The sequence below is a fragment of the Microlunatus aurantiacus genome (assembly GCF_039536605.1).
Taxonomy (GTDB): Bacteria; Actinomycetota; Actinomycetes; order Propionibacteriales; family Propionibacteriaceae; genus Microlunatus; species Microlunatus aurantiacus.
In genome coordinates, this window is record NZ_BAAAYX010000002.1 from 1,046,195 (window position 1) to 1,062,986 (window position 16,792).

Annotated in this window: 14 protein-coding genes; 10 read left to right on the plus strand and 4 right to left on the minus strand. The window is 70.2% G+C overall.

What is annotated here, in order from left to right; genetic code table 11:
* Window positions 1–4 precede the first annotated feature (4 nt).
* The 4 genes from mtrB (at window position 5) to hpf (ending at window position 5,179) form a co-directional block, all read left to right on the plus strand.
* On the plus strand, window positions 5–1,879 hold the full coding sequence (mtrB, locus tag ABD714_RS04980; RefSeq protein WP_344811153.1) for an MtrAB system histidine kinase MtrB: 1,875 nt from the start codon (window positions 5–7) through the stop codon (window positions 1,877–1,879).
* Window positions 1,876–3,654: an LpqB family beta-propeller domain-containing protein gene (locus ABD714_RS04985; protein ID WP_344811154.1), complete on the plus strand. Its 1,779-nt coding sequence runs from the start codon at window positions 1,876–1,878 to the stop codon at window positions 3,652–3,654. The genes mtrB and ABD714_RS04985 overlap by 4 nt, the downstream gene beginning before the upstream one ends.
* Before the next feature lie 44 nt (window positions 3,655–3,698).
* Window positions 3,699–4,436 carry a ComF family protein gene (locus ABD714_RS04990; protein ID WP_344811155.1) on the plus strand — a complete coding sequence of 246 codons (738 nt, stop codon included), beginning with the start codon at window positions 3,699–3,701 and terminating at the stop codon, window positions 4,434–4,436.
* 113 nt (window positions 4,437–4,549) lie between these two features.
* Window positions 4,550–5,179 carry a ribosome hibernation-promoting factor, HPF/YfiA family gene (gene hpf, locus ABD714_RS04995; RefSeq protein ID WP_344811156.1) on the plus strand — a complete coding sequence of 210 codons (630 nt, stop codon included), beginning with the start codon at window positions 4,550–4,552 and terminating at the stop codon, window positions 5,177–5,179.
* Window positions 5,180–5,285: 106 nt separating this feature from the next.
* Here hpf and ABD714_RS05000 read toward each other — a convergent pair whose 3' ends face one another.
* Both ABD714_RS05000 and ABD714_RS05005 read right to left on the minus strand, forming a co-directional pair.
* Entirely contained in the window at window positions 5,286–6,749 is a 1,464-nt protein-coding gene (locus tag ABD714_RS05000; protein ID WP_344811157.1) for an FG-GAP repeat protein, read from the minus strand.
* Between the two features lie 197 nt (window positions 6,750–6,946).
* The gene (locus tag ABD714_RS05005; RefSeq protein WP_344811158.1) at window positions 6,947–7,129 is read right to left on the minus strand and encodes a hypothetical protein; all 183 of its coding nucleotides are present in this window, start codon (window positions 7,127–7,129) and stop codon (window positions 6,947–6,949) included.
* A 158-nt stretch (window positions 7,130–7,287) separates the two neighbouring features.
* Here ABD714_RS05005 and ABD714_RS05010 point away from each other — a divergent pair, with 158 nt between their 5' ends.
* The 5 genes from ABD714_RS05010 (at window position 7,288) to ABD714_RS05030 (ending at window position 14,158) form a co-directional block, all read left to right on the plus strand.
* Window positions 7,288–7,473 carry a hypothetical protein gene (locus ABD714_RS05010; protein ID WP_344811159.1) on the plus strand — a complete coding sequence of 62 codons (186 nt, stop codon included), beginning with the start codon at window positions 7,288–7,290 and terminating at the stop codon, window positions 7,471–7,473.
* Between the two features lie 59 nt (window positions 7,474–7,532).
* Window positions 7,533–8,480 carry a DUF808 domain-containing protein gene (locus ABD714_RS05015; protein WP_344811160.1) on the plus strand — a complete coding sequence of 316 codons (948 nt, stop codon included), beginning with the start codon at window positions 7,533–7,535 and terminating at the stop codon, window positions 8,478–8,480.
* Window positions 8,481–8,893: 413 nt separating this feature from the next.
* Window positions 8,894–10,159 carry a winged helix-turn-helix domain-containing protein gene (locus ABD714_RS05020; RefSeq protein WP_344811161.1) on the plus strand — a complete coding sequence of 422 codons (1,266 nt, stop codon included), beginning with the start codon at window positions 8,894–8,896 and terminating at the stop codon, window positions 10,157–10,159.
* A 73-nt stretch (window positions 10,160–10,232) separates the two neighbouring features.
* Complete coding sequence (secA, locus tag ABD714_RS05025) at window positions 10,233–13,106, plus strand: preprotein translocase subunit SecA (RefSeq protein WP_486348147.1); 2,874 nt, start codon at window positions 10,233–10,235, stop codon at window positions 13,104–13,106.
* A gap of 17 nt (window positions 13,107–13,123) precedes the next feature.
* The gene (locus ABD714_RS05030; protein ID WP_344811163.1) at window positions 13,124–14,158 is read left to right on the plus strand and encodes a DUF3048 domain-containing protein; all 1,035 of its coding nucleotides are present in this window, start codon (window positions 13,124–13,126) and stop codon (window positions 14,156–14,158) included.
* Window positions 14,159–14,168: 10 nt separating this feature from the next.
* On the opposite strand, the gene ABD714_RS05035 is transcribed toward ABD714_RS05030, so the two are convergent.
* A complete protein-coding gene (locus tag ABD714_RS05035) occupies window positions 14,169–14,735 on the minus strand; it encodes an Rv3235 family protein (protein ID WP_344811164.1) in 567 nt (188 codons plus the stop codon).
* A gap of 315 nt (window positions 14,736–15,050) precedes the next feature.
* On the opposite strand from ABD714_RS05035, the gene ABD714_RS05040 reads away from it, so the two are divergent.
* Window positions 15,051–15,875 (plus strand): aldo/keto reductase, encoded by an 825-nt coding sequence (locus tag ABD714_RS05040; RefSeq protein WP_344811165.1) that lies wholly within the window; start codon window positions 15,051–15,053, stop codon window positions 15,873–15,875.
* 121 nt (window positions 15,876–15,996) lie between these two features.
* Here the strand turns inward: ABD714_RS05040 and ABD714_RS05045 are convergent, their stop codons facing one another.
* A complete protein-coding gene (locus ABD714_RS05045; protein ID WP_344811166.1) occupies window positions 15,997–16,752 on the minus strand; it encodes a GntR family transcriptional regulator in 756 nt (251 codons plus the stop codon).
* Between the last annotated feature and the right edge of the window lie 40 nt (window positions 16,753–16,792).

Consider the following 16,792-nt stretch of genomic DNA (forward strand, 5'->3'; position numbering starts at 1 on the left):
AGCCGTGTCGAACCTCCCGTCGCTGACCGCCGGTCAACGGCCCTGGTGGCGTCTGCCGGTCGAGTGGTGGTGGCAGTCGCTGCCGCTGCGGGTGATCTTGTCGGTGTTCGGGGCGTCCGTGGTCGTCCTGGTGCTCGGCGGGTTCCTGCTGATGCGACAGGCCAGCATCGGGGTGCTCGAGGCCAAGAACGACTCGGTCAGCATCGAGGCCAGGCAGGCCCTCGATGCCGCGCAGCAGCAGCTCAACTCCGCGGACCTCACCGGGGACCCCAACCCGGACAAGAAGCTGACCGAGCTCGCGCTGGGCTTCGCCAACCGTTCCGGGGGTAGCGACCAGTACGACGTGATCATCGTGTCCGGCGGCCAGACCATCACCGCCGGCGACGTCTCGCCGGCCAGCATCCCCGACACGCTGCGGGCGCAGGTGGCCATCAGCGACGACCTGCTGCTGACGCCGACGCAGGTGGTCTACCGCGACGACACCGGCCCGGTCGCCGGGATCGCTGCCGGCTCGGGTCTGACGCTGCCCGGCACCGGTCGCTACGAGATCTACTTCGTCTTCCCGCTCACCCAGCAGGTCAACATCCTGGCCGTGCTGCGGACCGCCGTGGTCAGCACCGGGGCGATCCTGGTGGTGCTGCTGACCTTCATCGCCGCCCTGGTGGCTCGCCAGGTCGTGGTGCCGATCCGGGCCGCGCGCCGCGCCGCGGAGAGTCTGGCCTCGGGCAACCTGGACGACCGGATGAAGGTCCGTGGTCGCGACGACCTCGCTCGCCTGGCCACGTCGATGAACTACATGGCCTCAGAGCTGCAGAAGCAGATCAGTCAGCTGGAGGAGCTGTCCCGGGTCCAGCAGCGATTCGTCTCCGACGTCTCGCACGAGCTGCGGACACCGCTGACCACCGTACGGATGGCCGCCGAGGTGCTGTACGAGACGCGCGAGGACTTCGACCCGATCGCGGCCCGCTCCGCCGAGCTGCTGCAGACCGAGCTCGACCGGTTCGAGGCGCTGCTGACCGACCTGCTGGAGATCTCCCGGTTCGACGCCGGCGCGGCCGTGCTCTCGGTCATCGAGGTGGACCTGCGCGACGTCGTGGCCCGGGTGGTCGAGGCGTCGGAGCAGCTGGCCCGCAGCAGCGGCTCGGAGATCCGGGTGCACGCCCCCGAACCGGGGTTCGCCGAGGTGGACTCCCGACGGATCGAGCGGGTGCTCCGCAACCTGCTGGTGAACGCCATCGAGCACGGTGACGGCCGACCCATCGACATCCTGGTGGAGTCCGACGCCCACGCGGTGGCGGTGGCGGTGCGCGACCACGGGGTCGGCTTCGAGGCGAGCCAGGCCAAGCAGGTGTTCCACCGTTTCTGGCGGGCCGATCCCGCCCGTGCCCGGACCGTGGGCGGGACCGGACTGGGGCTGGCCATCTCGATGGAGGACGCCAACCTGCACAAGGGCTGGTTGACCGCCTGGGGACGGCCCGGGATGGGCGCCCAGTTCCGGCTGACCGTCCCCCGTCACGCCGGCGGGGTGATCGAGTCGTCGCCGCTGCCGCTGGTGCCACGTGACCTGGTGCTCCCCGCCCTGCCCATCGAGCCGGGGGTGGCGACCTCCGGGGTCCTGGCTCAGGTCAGCTCGGTCCCGGCAGCCGACGACGGGCAGGCGCCCTCGCCCTCGACGTCGCCCTCGACGCCGACGGGGTCGTCGACGGGGTCGCGGCCTCCCCTGGGCACCACCGGTTCCCCGTTCCCGCCGGCCGGCCCACCCGCGCCGCCGCCCACGCCCTCGCCACCCCCGCCCACGTCCTCGCCACCCCCAGCTTCCCCGTCGCCCGCCCCGCCCACCTCGCCGTCACCGTCCGACGCCGCCGGAGCCTCCCGGTGACCCGGCTCCGCACGAGGTCCGGCAGCGCCGGATCGAGGGTGCTCCTGCTGGTGGCTGCGCTGGCCGGGCTGCTGGGGCTGCTCGCCGGCTGCGTCAGCGTGCCGACCTCGGGACCGGTCGAGCGGGTGGAGGGGCAGCCCCCCGCGTGCCAGAACTGCCTGAACGTCGACGTCGCGCCACCCTCGCCGGGGGATGAGCCGAAGCAGGTCGTCCAGGGCTTCCTGCGGGCCACCTCGAACTTCCAGCCGAACTACGCGGTGGCCCGCCAGTTCCTGACCACCGGGGCCGGCGAGAAGTGGGCGCCCGAGTCCGGGGTGTCCATCTACTCCGGTTCGATCCAGGCCGCCGGCACCACTGTCATCCTCGACGGCCGGCTGGTCGGGTCGCTGGGCCCGGACCGGACCTACGTGGCCCAGGACCGTTCCTGGCGGGTCAACTTCGGTCTGGTCAAGGAGAACGGCGAGTGGCGGATCAGCACCCCGCCACCGGGGCTGATGGTCGCCGAGTTCGCCTTCAGCTCGTTCTACCAGTCCTACAACCTCTACTTCGTCGGCAACGGCAGCGCGCTGGTCCCCAACCCGATCTACCTGCCGAACCTGCGGAACCCGGCGAGCACCGCGTCGGTGCTGATGCGCGCCCTGCTCAACGGCCCGTCGGACTGGCTGGCGCCCGCGGTGACCAGCGCCATCCCGGAGGGCACGGCCCTCAGCGTCGATGCCGTCACCATCAACGACGACGTGGCTCAGGTGGCCCTCAGCGACAACGTGCTCAGTCTGAACGACGGGCAGCGGACGCTGATGGCGGCTCAGGTGCTGAACACCCTGCAGCCGACCGGCATCCAGGGCGTCGTCTTCACGGTGGACCAGAAGCCGTACGCCATCCCGGGGGCCGACCCGGGCACCTTCGAGGTCTCCCTGGACTCCCGCTTCGCTGACTTCGACCCGATCCCGGCCGGGATCGTGGACTCCGTCTACACCGTCCAGGGCACCAAGGTGACGGTCACCGCCTCGACCTCGCTCACCGACCCGGGCCAGGCGATCCCGGTGCCGGGCCCGCTGGGAGCCGGTCGCTGGCAGGTCGACTCGCTCGCCGTGTCCACGACGGCCTCCGACATCGCCGTCGTCACCGATGACGGCACCGTGCTCCGCCGCGCCGACGTGGCCGACGGGACCGTCCGTGCCGTCGTCGAGGGCGCCACCGACCTGCTCCGACCGGAGTTCACCCGGTTCGGCGAGCTGTGGGCCGTCGGTCGTCGCGATGGTCGGCAGCGCCTCTGGGCCGAGCGTGACGGCCGGGTCGAGGAGGTCGACACCACCCTCCTCAGCCGGGGTCGGGTCCGGGCCTTCGCGATCAGCCCGGACGGCGTGCGGATGGCTCTGATCCGGGAGGTCGACGGGCGCACGGAGCTGGGGCTGGCACGCATCGTGCGCGGCGAGCGGCTGCGACTGGACGGCTGGCTCCCCCTCGACGTGACTCGCTCCACCACCCCGGACCTCAGTCTGCTGCGCGACCTGGTCTGGTCCGACGCCACGCGGATCGCGGTCCTCGGGGGTGCTTCCGCGGACGCCCCCCTGACCGTCTACCGGGTCAGCCAGGACGCGTCGGCCATCGCGGCGGTGGGAGAACCCATCGCCTGGGACGCGGTGTCGCTGGCGATGCTGCTCAGGAGCCAGGCAGTCGTGGTGCTGGACCGGACCGGGCAGACCTGGCGGGACGGCAGCACCCAGTGGGTGACCCTGCTGAAGGGTGTCGACGCGATCGCCGCCCCCGGCTGAGCTCGGGCCGGGCGGGGGCAGCGCGAGGGTGCCAGACTTGCCGGGTGGACGAGCGGGTCGAGGCTACGGGGGTGAGCCGGTGGTGGTCGGCGACAGCCGATCTGCTGCTCGGTGCCGGCTGTCCTGGTTGCGGCGCACCGTGGTGGGGTGCCTGCCCGGCTTGTCGGGAGCACCTGCAGGACCAGCCCACCACGTTGGCCTCGCCTGATCCCGCCCCGGTCGGGTTCCCGCTGGCGGCGACCGCCGGCCCGTACGACGAGGTGCATCGCGGTCTGCTGGGCGCCCACAAGGAGGATCAGGCGTTGATGCTGACGTCGCTGCTGGGCGACCGCCTGGCCGCGGCCGTCGACGAGCTGCTGGCGGCGCAGCAGGTCCTGCCGGGCGAGCCAGTGGTGCTGGTGCCGGTGCCCTCCGCGGCCTCGGCCGTCCGCTCCCGCGGCTTCGACGCCACCGCCGCCCTGGCCCGGCGGGCCTCCCGCCGGCTCGCCCGGACCCGGCCGGTCCGCAGCGCGGGTCTGCTGGCTCAGCGTGCCGGACTGGCCGACCAGTCCGGTCTGGACGCCAGCCAGCGGGCGGCGAACCTACGGGGTGGACTGCGGCTGCGACGTGGTCCCACGACCGTCGGCGTCCGGCCCGACGGGCCGGCGCTGGTGGTGGTCGACGACCTGGTGACGACGGGAGCCAGCCTCACCGAGGCCACCGCTCGGCTGACCGAGGCCGGCTTCGAGGTGCTGGGCGCGGCCACCGTCGCGGCCACTGTCCGGCGGCTGTCCACCTACTGAGAAGTGCCCCAAGATCGTCGGGGCGCCATGGTCAACCAGACGGTCGGGGGCTAGCGTCACGGGTGAGGGCCAGAGTGAACCGGCCCGGTCGCTACTACTGCTGGAGGCTGACCATGGATGTTGTCGTCAAGAGCCGGCACTGCACGGTGTCGGACACGTTCCGCGACTACGTCGAGGACAAGATCACCCGCTTGGAGAAGCTCGATGACCGAGTGATCCGGGTGGAGGTCGAGGTCTCGGCGGAACGGAACAAGCGACAGCACGACCAGGCCAGTCGGGTGGAGATCACCTTGCGGACGAAGGGTCCGGTGGTCCGGGCCGAGGCGGCCTCGGAGGACAAGAGCGCCGCCTTCGACCTCGCGCTGGACAAGCTGATGGCCCAGCTCCGCAAGGCCGCCGACCGCAAGCGGGTGCACCGGGGTTCGCACCGACCGATGTCGTTGCACGAGGCGGCGGCCGAGCTGCCCGAGGTGCCGTCGGAGGTCACCGCCACCAACGGCACCGACATCCACAACGTGGCCGGCATGGAGGTGCACGGTGAGGGTCCCCTGGTGGTGCGCGAGAAGAGGCACGCCGCGACGCCGATGACGCTGGACCAGGCCTTGCACGAGATGGAGCTGGTCGGGCACGACTTCTACCTGTTCATGGACTCCGACCACGGCGAGGCGCCGGCCGTGGTCTACCGCCGCAAGGCGTACGACTACGGCGTGATCCGCCTGGAGAACGCCGCCGTCCCCGTGTGACGTTCCCCTGGGCGGCCGCTGGGACCCGGCTCGCCCGTGACAACCCGGCCGCGTCGGTGGCCGCCGAAGCGACCACCGACGCTGCTCACCCCGATCGGATGCAGCCTCAGGGTGCGACGGAGTAGCCGTACCGGTTGCCGATCCTGGTGCCCTTCAGATAGCTGACCGAGCCACCGTCGATCGGGAGCCCGACGAGCACGGCACCGGTCGCGAGGTCCTCACCGGGGATGCCGACCAGCGGCTTCTTCGCGCCGGTGGCGGGTGACCCGGCCAACGAGGCGCCCATCCGGTCGCCCGCCTCCGCGGTTCCCGGCACGCCCGCGGTGCTCTGCGTCCAGCCCTTGCCGTTGCCGATCGTCTGCACCATCCCGGCATCCCGGGCCTTGCCGACGTCCTCACCGGGAGCACCGACCAGGTACGCGATCGACGACCCGTACCGCACACTCGACACTGCGGCTCCGAGCTGGTCGTCGGCCTCGGCCGAGCCGGCCATCCCGGCCGAGTTCTGGTCGACGGTCCGCACCGTGCCCTCGGTCTTGCCCGTGCTGCGCGAGACCCGCAGCACGGTCACCGAGCCCGCGTCCTTGAGGCGTCCGACATCCTCACCCGGGGTGCCCACCAGCAGGGTCGGCGCGCGGCCACCCGAGGCCGCCACCAGGTGCACTGACGTCCCGAACCGGTCTCCGGCCTCCGCCGTGCCCGGAACGCCCGGGCTGGCCTGCGAGAGCTCCCGCGGCAAGAACCCGTCGACATCGCCGAACTGGTCGATGATCACTGATCCCGCCGTCGCCGCACCGGCCACCGTCTGACCGGGCACGCCGATGACGACCAGGTTGCCCGAGACACTCAGCGAGGCGCCGAGATGGGCCTTGGACGGTGGCGCCGAGTCGCCGAGGATCTCGTCGCCGAAGTCCAGCGTGTAGGGATCCTGCACCTCGGGGACCCGCGCGTCGTCGATCCGGAAGGAGGTGATCTGTCCGCTCTCGGGGCTGTCCCAGACCTCCTGGTTCGGCGAGCCGACAAAGAGCCGGGCAAAGGGCGGCTGCGAACCGCCCGCGGTTCGCTGCTCGGCAGCCAGGGCTGCCCCGAACCTGGCCCCCGGCTGGTCGGTGCCCCACATGCCGGGGCTCTCCGGATGGAACGTCGCGCGGCGTACGAACGACTTCGTCGACGTGCTGTACGTGTACACGTGCACGACGCCGCCGGCTGGTCGGCCGGCGCGAGCGCTCTCGTCCGGGCTGCCGACCACGAGCTGGCTGCAGAGAGCGACGTCCCCGCGGCCGGCGTAGGAGCTCAGCGTGGTCGTCGCGGTGCCGAATCCCGGCGCGCCGGTGACCGTGGTCGTGACGGGCTTGCCCTTGTTGCTCAGCCGGACCTGGACCGCCCCGGCGCGCCCGGAGCCGCCGGGGACCCCGACGGCGATGTCGGGGGTGCCGTCACGATCGAAGTCGGAGCTGCCCGTCAGGCACTCGGGCTCGGCCGAAGCCGGTGGGGCCTGAGCCAGCACGCTCGCGGTGGCCACCCCGAGTGTGGCTGCGATCAGCAGTGGTGTTCGTGTTCGTCGTCGCATGGCTGGTCTCCTTCGACATCGCCCGGCGGATTCCGGTGATCTGTCTACGCCGGAGGAGGCGACAGGGTTGCGTGCGCGGACAGCTTCGCCCGGTCTGGGTCGGGGTGCTCCGCCGACGGCGCGGGGAACCCCGGCCTGAGGTCAGCTGACGGCGGTGAACCGGTCGTACTTGTTCCAGGCCCGATCTGGGTCCCGGTCTACCGGGCGCCGTTGCGGGTCGGCTCGTCCGGATCGGCGATCTTGTAGCCGTTGGCCCGGAAGCCGACGATGGCGATGTCGTGCCCGGACGACGAGGGCTCTCCCGCCACCGAGTTCATGTTGATCACCGCGGGATAGCGCCGAGCCGACCGTTGGACGTCGAGGCACTCGTTCAGGTTCACGGCACCACGGTGAACCGGACGGACTGCGCGTGCCGAGCCGCGAAACCCTGCGTGATGAGATCGTTCAGCGGTCTGGTCAGGCCGCGGACTCCGGTCTTGGGACATGAGTTCCCCGGGGTGGTCAAGCTCTAGGCGCACCAGTGACGGCGGTCTGTGCCATGGCCGACCTGGACCTGGTCACGGGATGGGGCGCTGACCGGGTGATCGATCACGCGACCACCGATCTCACCAGGGACGACCAGGCCTACGGTGTGGTACCCGGCAGGGCCGTCCTGACGGCGTCACCGGTGCCCGAGAACTGTGGTGATCACCGGATTGCTGAGGCCGAAGCCGCCGGGCGCTGAGGAGTGGGTCTGTGGGACGGGTAGCGTCAGCCCATGATCCAGCAGATGCGTCTCCCCCTGTGAGCGGCGGTCTCGTCGGTTTGCTCGACGACGTGGCCGCCATGGTCAAGCTGGCTGCCGCCTCCGTCGACGACGTCGGCGCGGCTGCTGGCCGCGCCAGCGCCAAGGCGGCGGGCGTGGTGGTCGACGACACCGCGGTGACGCCGCGCTACGTCCACGGCTTCACCGCCGACCGCGAGCTGCCGATGATCAAGCGGATCGCGCTGGGTTCACTGCGCAACAAGCTGCTGATCATCCTGCCGGTGATCTTGGTCCTGAGTCAGTTCCTGCCCTGGCTGTTGGCGCCCATCTTGATGATCGGCGGGATCTACCTGTGTTTCGAGGGCGCGGAGAAGATCTACGAGAGGGTCACCGGGGGCCACGGCGAGCACGAGGAGCGGCCCGCGGCCACCCGAGGTGCTGACCAGGAGAACACCATGGTCAAGAGCGCCATCCGCACCGACTTCATCCTGTCGGCCGAGATCATGGTCATCTCTCTCAACGAGGTCGCCGAGGAAGGGTTGGTGTCCCGCGCGGTCATCCTCGTCGTGGTGGCCATCGGTATCACCCTGCTGGTGTACGGCGTCGTCGGGCTGATCGTGAAGATGGACGACGTTGGACTGCACCTGTCGGAGCGCAGTTCCAGCACCGCCCGACGGATCGGTCTCCTGCTGGTCCGAGGCATGCCCAAGTTGCTGGCCTTGTTGTCCACGGTCGGGGTGGTGGCGATGCTCTGGGTCGGGGGGCACATCCTGTTGAACGGCAGCGACGAACTGGGCTGGCACACTCCCTACGCCCTGGTGCACGCAGCCGAGAGGGTCGTCGCGGACGCGGTGCCGGTCCTCGGCGGAGTACTGGCTTGGCTGGTGAACACCCTGGCTTCCGCCCTGATCGGCCTTGCCGTCGGCGCGCTGGCGGTGGCGATCATGCACCTGGTGCCGCGCCGGACCCGGACCCCGAACCACTGATTGGTGCCGACCACACCGACGCCCCCGCTACCCGGGACAGCGAATGTCGCCCATCTTGCCGCTGGAGGATGCGGGGATCAGCCAGCGCCCTGTGACGTGATCACCTGGTCGCCTGTCGAGCAATCGTCGAGTAGCTCCACCAGCATTTTTGTTCTCTACCTCGTCCTCAGATCGCGTCGGCGGCTGCACCAGCGTGGAAGGCCAGCGGCCACCACCTCAGTTCTTGGTCCATCTGTCTCGGCTCACGCTGATCTGCAACGTCACTGCCGCTAGCGGCGTGTCATCCTCACCTGCACGCGCGACACCCTCGACTCACGACGTCACGAAGTGCGCGACCAGTTCGGCCAGACGTTCTCGACCCTCGGAACCGGTGTCCACGCAGACTGTCGGTGGCGTGACCTAGCCTCCGGGAGGTGAGCGTCACCGCAGCACGAGTCAGGGATCATCTCAGCCTGGACCAGGCCCGCCGGGTCGCGCTGGCCGCCCAGGGGTTCGGTCGCCCGGCCCCGCCGCGGGCCACCATGCGCGACGTGCAGGCGACCATCGACCGGTTGGCTCAGTTCCAGATCGACTCGGTCAACATCGTCGCCCGCGCTCACTACCTGCCCCTGTTCTCCCGCCTGGGTCCCTACGACGTGGAGCTGCTGCACCGGGCGGCCCAACGACCACCGCGGCGGTTGTTCGAGTACTGGGGGCACGAGGCGAGCCTCATCGACGTCCGGCTGCAGCCGGCGCTGCGGTGGCGGATGGCGGCGGCGGCGGAGCAGGCGCGCGAGCGGCTGGACAAGATCCGGGCCGAGCACCCGCAGCTCGTCGACGACGTGCGGGCCGAGCTGTCGGGGCGCGGACCGTTGACGGCGCGGGAGATCGAGCACCAGGAGGAGCGCCGCCACGACCACTGGGGGTGGAACTGGTCGTCGGTCAAGACGTGCCTGGAACTGCTGTTCTGGACCGGCGAGATCACCGCTGCCGGGCGCAACCGCCAGTTCGAGCGTCAGTACGACCTGACCGAACGGGTGCTGCCTCCCGAGATCGTCGCGCAGCCGACGCCGAGCCGGGACGAGGCGGACGTCGCCCTGGTCCGACGCGCGGCGCAGGCCCTGGGCATCGCGACCACCAGGTGTCTCGCCGACTACTTCCGGATGTCCACCGCCCGCGCCGGGGCGGCCGTCGCCGGTCTGGTCGAGGCGGGTGAGCTGGTGCCGGTGGCGGTGCCCGGGTGGGCCGAGACCGGGGTCTACCTGTGGCATGCGGCGCGGGTCCCTCGTCAGATCCGGGCGCGGGCGCTCCTCAGCCCCTTCGACTCCCTGGTCTTCGAACGCCGCCGCCTCGAACAGCTGTTCGACTTCCGCTACCGGATCGAGATCTACGTGCCCCCCGCCAAGCGGGTGTACGGCTACTACGTCTACCCGTTCCTTCTCGACTCCGCGATGGTCGCCCGGGTGGACCTCAAGGCCGACCGCGCCCGGGCGGTGCTGCGGGTCAACTCGGCCTGGCTGGAGCCCGGCGCCGACCCGGGGGAGACCTGCGCCGCCCTGGGCGACGAGCTGGTCGCGATGGCCGGCTGGCTCGGTCTGGACGGCGTCGAGGTCGTCCCACTCGGCGATCTGGGCCCGAGACTCGCCTCCGCCTGCGCGGGACGGCCTACCATGGGGGTCGCGTCCGGTGCTCCGTCGTGATGGGTTGTCGCGAGTGCACCGGTCCGACCAGACCGGGCGCGCCCGGTACCGATCGAGTGAGGGACCAGTTCACGTGGCTTTGATGGACAAGCTGCTCCGCTTCGGGGAAGGCAAGATCCTCAAGCAGCTCAAGCAGATCGCCAACCAGGTCAACTCGATCGAGGAGGACTTCGTCGCCATGAGCGACGAGGAGCTCATCGGTCAGACCGCCGACTTCAGGCAGCGGCTCGAGAACGGCGAGAGCCTGGACTCGTTGCTGCCCGAGTCGTTCGCCACCGTCCGGGAGGCGAGTCGGCGGGTGCTGGGCAAGCGGCACTTCGACGTGCAGCTGATGGGCGGCGCCGCGCTGCACCTGGGGAACATCGCGGAGATGAAGACCGGTGAGGGCAAGACCCTGGTCGCCACGTTGCCCTCCTACCTGAACGCGCTCACCGGCAAGGGCGTCCACGTCATCACGGTCAACGACTACCTGGCCAAGTTCCAGTCCGAGCAGATGGGCCGGATCCACCACTTCCTCGGTCTCGAGGTCGGGGCGATCCTCTCTCAGATGGACCCGGCCTCCCGTCGCCGGGCGTACGACGCCGACATCACGTACGGGACCAACAACGAGTTCGGCTTCGACTACCTGCGCGACAACATGGCCCTGAGCCTGGACGAGTGCGTCCAGCGTGGCCACCACTTCGCGATCGTCGACGAGGTCGACTCGATCCTGGTCGACGAGGCCCGCACGCCGCTGATCATCTCCGGTCCGGCCGAGGACTCCCACGAGTGGTATCCGACCTTCGCCAAGCTGGTCAACCGGCTGGAGCGGGACCGGCACTACGAGGTCGACGAGAAGAAGAAGACCGTCTCCATCCTGGAGGCCGGCATCGACGTCGTGGAGGACCGGCTCGGGATCGACAACCTCTACGAGTCGGCCAACACCCCGCTGATCTCGTACCTGAACAACGCCATCAAGGCCAAGGAGCTGTTCAAGCTCGATCGTGACTACGTCAACCTGGACGGCGAGATCCTGATCGTCGACGAGCACACCGGTCGCACCCTGGTCGGTCGTCGCTACAACGAGGGTCTGCACCAGGCCATCGAGGCCAAGGAGCGGGTGCAGATCCGCGAGGAGTACCAGACGCTGGCCACGATCACCCTGCAGAACTACTTCCGGATGTACGACAAGCTGTCCGGGATGACCGGCACCGCGCTGACCGAGGCCGCCGAGTTCCAGAAGATCTACGGCCTGGGGGTGGTGCCCATCCCCACCAACAAGGACATGATCCGGGCCGACGAGCGGGACCTGATCTACCGCACCGAGGAAGCGAAGTTCACCGCCATCGTCGACGACGTGGCGGAGCGGCACGAGAAGGGTCAGCCGGTGCTGATCGGCACCGCCTCGGTGGCCAAGTCCGAGATCCTGTCGACCATGCTCAAGAAGGCGGGCGTGCAGCACGAGGTGCTGAACGCCAAGCAGCACGACCGCGAGGCGGCGATCGTCGCCCTGGCGGGTCGCAAGGGCGCCGTCACCGTCTCCACCAACATGGCCGGTCGTGGCACCGACATCATCCTCGGTGGCAACCCGGAGTTCCTGGCCGACAAGCTGCTCCGCGACCAGGGCATCGACCCGGTCGACCACTCCGAGGAGTACGAGAAGCAGTACCCGGAGATCCTCGCCTCGATCGAGGAGGAAACCGCCAGCGAGCACGAGGAGGTCGTCGAGGCGGGCGGTCTCTACGTGGTGGGGTCCGAGCGGCACGAGTCGCGACGGATCGACAACCAGCTGCGCGGCCGCTCCGGTCGTCAGGGCGACCCCGGCGAGAGCCGGTTCTACCTGTCCCTGGGCGATGACCTGATGCGGCTGTTCAAGTCCGACATCGTGGAGTGGGTGCTGCAGGCGCTCAAGGTGCCCGACGACCAGCCGATCGAGAACAAGCGGGTGTCGTCGTCGATCGCGAGTGCCCAGGGCCAGGTCGAGGCGCAGAACTTCGAGATCCGCAAGAACATCCTCAAGTACGACGACGTGATGAACCGCCAGCGGCACGCCATCTACGGCGACCGGCGCAAGGTGCTGGAGGGTGCCGACGTCGAGCAGCAGCTGCGCACCACTGTCGACACCGTGGTCCGGCAGTACGTCCGGGTGGCCACCGAGGGCTTCGCCGAGGACTGGGACCTCGAGCAGCTGTGGACCCAGATGAAGACGCTCTACCCGGTGAGCCTATCGCTCTCGGACTACGCGGAGCGCGACGACCTCGAGCGCGACGAGCTCGAGGAAGCCTTCGTCGCCGATGCCGAAGCCGCGTACGACAAGCGCGAGGAGCAGCTGGGCGCCGACGTGATGCGGGAGCTCGAGCGTCGGGTCCTGCTCACCGTGCTGGACCGCAAGTGGCGCGAGCACCTGTACGAGATGGACTACCTCCGCGAGGGCATCGGTCTGCGGGCCATGGCGCAGCGCGATCCGCTGGTCGAGTACCAGCGCGAGGGCGGGCACATGTTCAACCAGATGATGGAGGCCTTCATGGAGGAGGTGGTGGGCTTCGTCTTCCACCTCGACGTGCAGGTCCAGCAGGCCGGCCCCCAGGTCGGTGTGGTCACCGACGGCACCGGGCGGCCCACCCGGATCACCGCGGCCCCGCTGGTGGAGAGCGGCCCCGATCCGGACGGACCCGGGGTCGAGGTGCACACCGTCGGCGGGGACGACGACCAGCTGGAGATCGAGCCGCCGGCCGAACCTGAGCCCGAGACGCCGTTCACCCGGCCGAAGATCTCCGCCAAGGGGCTCAACGGCCGCACCAACGGCAAGCGCGCGGTGTCCTACTCGGCTCCGGGTGAGGACGGCTCGGTAGCCACCACCACCGCCAAGGTCACCAGCGAGTACGACGGCGTCGGACGCAACGCGCCGTGCCCCTGCGGATCCGGGAAGAAGTTCAAGATGTGCCACGGCCGAGCAGGAGCGAGCTGAGAGAGGTCTCCTGACGGATGGCGGGATTCGTCTGGGGCCGGGCGCACACGATCGTCGCGGTGAGCGCGGCGGTGGTGCTGGTGGGTGTCGGATCGGCCGTCGCCCTGACTGGTCAAGGGGACGGGTCCGGGGCGGTCGCGCCACCGCTGACCAGCGCGAGCGCGTCCGCGGCGCCGTCGTCGAGCCCGCCACCGGGCACCGCCGCGACGCCCCGACCACCCGCCGTGGACCCGTTGACCGGGAAGAAGCCCTCGGCCGCCGGGGTGCTGGCGGTCAAGGTCGAGAACATCGCCGCGGCCCGCCCGCAGGTCGGGTTGGGTTCGGCCGACATCGTCTTCGTCGAGGAGGTGGAGGGCTCGCTCACCCGGCTGGTGGCGGTCTACCACAGCCGCTTCCCCTCGCGTCTCGGTCCGGTGCGCAGTGCCCGCAGCACCGACGTCGTGCTGCTGCCGCTGTTCGGCACGCCGGGTCTGGTGTACTCCGGGGCGAACCGCAAGGTCCAGCGCAGCATCGACCGGGCGTCAATCAGGGCGCTGCCGCGCTCGGACCGGGACGGTTCCCGGGTGGCGCCCCACAACGTGTTCGTCGACCTCGACGCCATCGCCGCCGAGGCGGAGCTGAGGCCGGCCCGGACGATCGGGTGGACCTTTGCCGCCGCCGACCCACGCTGGGCCGCCGCGCCGAAGGACGGTGACGTCTCCGGCCGGGTCGGCGGGGACCGCTTCACGTTCGCCCCGGCCGGCGGTCGCTACGTAGTCCGGTGGAACGGGCAGCCGTACGCCGACGGCGACTCCGGGACCAAGGCCACCACCGACAACGTCGTGATGATGTCGGTGAAGAACGCTCCCGACGGCAACGCCGACGTCAACGGTGCACGCTCGGTCCGCTCCGACACCACCGGGCGGGGCACGGTCGTGATCTACCGGGACGGGCGTCGGCTCACCGGCACCTGGCAGCGCTCGGCCCCCTCGAAACCGCTGCGGTTCCTCGACGGCGACGGGCGCGACCTCCCGTTGGCCCCGGGCCGGACCTGGGTCCTGCTCCGCGGCTGACGCCGAGGCTTCACCCCCGCAGCTCCAGGGCGGTGCACCGCCACCGCGCGCCGATCCGGCGGAGCTGGAAGGCGCAGGCGTACGACCGTCGGCCGCGGCGCAGGTGCACGGCGACCTCCAGCACCCGCGGGTGGCTGAACTGCGCGCGGAGCGACAGCACCGACCCGGGGGCCTGCGGCGTCGTGGTCGGGTTGCGGGCTCGGGAGCGGCTCTGCAGCCGGAGCCGTCGGCTCACCTCGGCCAGCACCCAGTCGTCCAGCCAGTGACCCAACGGCTCCAGTGAGCGGCGACCGTCGATGGCCTCGACCAGCAGCTGGGCGAACCAGGGCGCCCAGGTGCGGGCCTGCAGGTCGAGCTCCCGCGACCGCGCCGGATCCAGCCCGGCGGGGACGGTGTCGACGCTGACCGACCGCGACGCGGCGGGGGTCGGCGGGCCCGTCAGCGGCGCGGTCTCCTCGCTGAACCCCAACGGCGGCTGGTCGGGTGGCACCGGGTCGGACGGCGGCCTCCCAAGCCAGGTCTGGGCGGGAGGTCGGGCGTCGACAGCCGGTCGGAGCAGCAGGCGTGCAGCGGGCATCGGGACTCCTTCGATCGGGAGTCAGGAGCGTGCGGCAACGTCGCGCGAACGACCAAGAAGTCGGTGTGGACAAACGTCCTGCCCTGGGGAGAAGTGGTCGCCAGTCGGTTCCCGTACCGATCGTGAGCCGACGCGACGCTCGTGCCGAGAGGGGCCGGGATCGCCTCGATCGCGCCGCACCAGAGCTCACACCGCGCCGTCTCGTCGCCGTGAGGTAGGTTCTCGGCTCGGCCGGAACCAGAGGTCGCTCCCACCCGTTGCGTGCCGATCACTGATGCGGTCGACGCGCCGAAGGCGCTTCAGAAAGGTCTACCCATGACGGTTCCCCGCGTGCAGCTCAGTGACGGCCACAGCATCCCCCAGATCGGACTGGGGACTGCGCTGGACGACGACGCGATCGTGCCGGTGATCGTGAACGCCATCGAAGCCGGGTTCCGCCACATCGACACCGCCTACCGCTACGGGAACCAGCGAGGCGTGGGTCAGGGCATCCGCGACAGCGGCATCGGGCGGGACGAGCTGTTCCTCACCACGAAGCTGGACGGTGAGTTCCAAGGGGACTCTCGTGCTGTTGCCGGCCTGGACGAGTGCTTGCGCCAGCTCGGCACGGACTACGTCGATCTGCTGCTGATCCACTGGCCGCTGCCGCAGCGCAACGAGTACGTGTCCACGTGGCGTACGTTCGAGCAGCTGGTCGAGGACGGCAAGGCACGCTCGATCGGGGTCTCCAACTTCACGCCGGCTCATCTGGACCGGCTGCTCGCCGAAGCGACGATCCTGCCGGTGGTGAACCAGATCCAGCTCAGTCCCCGGATCACCCGGCACGATCAGGTGGCCTATCACCGCGCTCACGGCATCGTCACCGCTGCGTGGAGCCCGCTCGGCTCAGGCTCGGGGCTGCGCGACGACCCGACGCTGGCGGCGATCGCCGCCACGTACGGCAAGACTCCTGCCCAGATCATTCTCCGTTGGGATGTCGAGCTCGGGATCGTGCCCGTTCCGCGCTCGACGAACCCAGCGCGGATGGTCCAGAACCTCGACGTCTTCGACTTCACTCTCACCGCTGACGAGATCAGCGCCATCTCGGCGCTCGACACGGGAGCCGAGGAGCGGGTCGACTCCGACACCGTCGGTCACTGACCCAGGCCGTCTGCCGGTGCCTGGAGCTGCCGAGAGCTGCGAGGCCCCGGCTCTGCCTCCGGCAGTCTTCCGGGACCAGCTGCCGTCGGTCGCCGTCCTCCGGTTTCGCGCTGCAGCGGCGTCAGACCATCAGGTTCGACTGGATGCTGTACTGCGCCGCCCGGTAGACGTGGCGGCCGAACTCCACGAACCGGCCGGTGTCGTCGTAGGTGATCCGGTCGACGGTCAGACAGGCCGACGGCACCTCCTCGTCCAGCAGCTCGGCCTCGTCGTCGGTCATCAGTCGGGCGGAGATCCGCTGGTGGGCGATCTTGAGGTTGACGCCCAGCGACTGGAGCGTCGCGTAGAGACTGCGGTGCTCGAGCGCCTCCCGGGACAGCTCGAAGCTGGCCGGCAGGTAATTGGTGAGGATCGCCAGGGGCACCTCGTCGGCGAGCCGGAGCCGCCGGACCCGGATGAACTCCTGGTCGGTGATCTCGGCGGCGTCCAGGGCCGAGGCGACGTCGGGATCCAGCGGGCCGACAGTGAAGCCGAGGAGCTGGGTGCTGGGCACCTTGCCGGCCTGCACCAGATCGGCGTTGAGGCTGGTCAGGCGCTCGTCCCGACTGAACTGGGACCGGACGACCTGGGTGCCCACCCCCCGCTTGCGGACCAGCAGCCCCTTGTTGACCAGCTCCTGGATCGCCTGCCGGGCGGTGGGCCGGGACAGGCCGAGTCGGGTGGTCAGCGACAGCTCGTTCTCCAGCCGGTCGCCGGGTGCCAGCACGCCGTCGTTGATGGCCCGCTCGATCGACTGGGCGAGCTGGTAGTAGAGCGGCACGGGGGAGTTGCGCTCGAGCGTGATGTCGAGCTCACGGGTAGCGCTTGGCTCGCTCATGGCGCCATCGTAGGCCGAATCACCTGGACCTACTAATGTA

Bases quoted from the DNA above. Each gene is read 5' to 3' on its own strand.
- hpf (WP_344811156.1), top strand. From the start codon at position 4,550: ATGGATGTTGTCGTCAAGAGCCGGCACTGCACGGTGTCGGACACGTTC.
- ABD714_RS05000 (WP_344811157.1), bottom strand. From the start codon at position 6,749: ATGCGACGACGAACACGAACACCACTGCTGATCGCAGCCACACTCGGG.
- ABD714_RS05010 (WP_344811159.1), top strand. From the start codon at position 7,288: ATGGCCGACCTGGACCTGGTCACGGGATGGGGCGCTGACCGGGTGATC.
- ABD714_RS05030 (WP_344811163.1), top strand. From the start codon at position 13,124: ATGGCGGGATTCGTCTGGGGCCGGGCGCACACGATCGTCGCGGTGAGC.
- ABD714_RS05035 (WP_344811164.1), bottom strand. From the start codon at position 14,735: ATGCCCGCTGCACGCCTGCTGCTCCGACCGGCTGTCGACGCCCGACCT.
- ABD714_RS05040 (WP_344811165.1), top strand. From the start codon at position 15,051: ATGACGGTTCCCCGCGTGCAGCTCAGTGACGGCCACAGCATCCCCCAG.
- ABD714_RS05045 (WP_344811166.1), bottom strand. From the start codon at position 16,752: ATGAGCGAGCCAAGCGCTACCCGTGAGCTCGACATCACGCTCGAGCGC.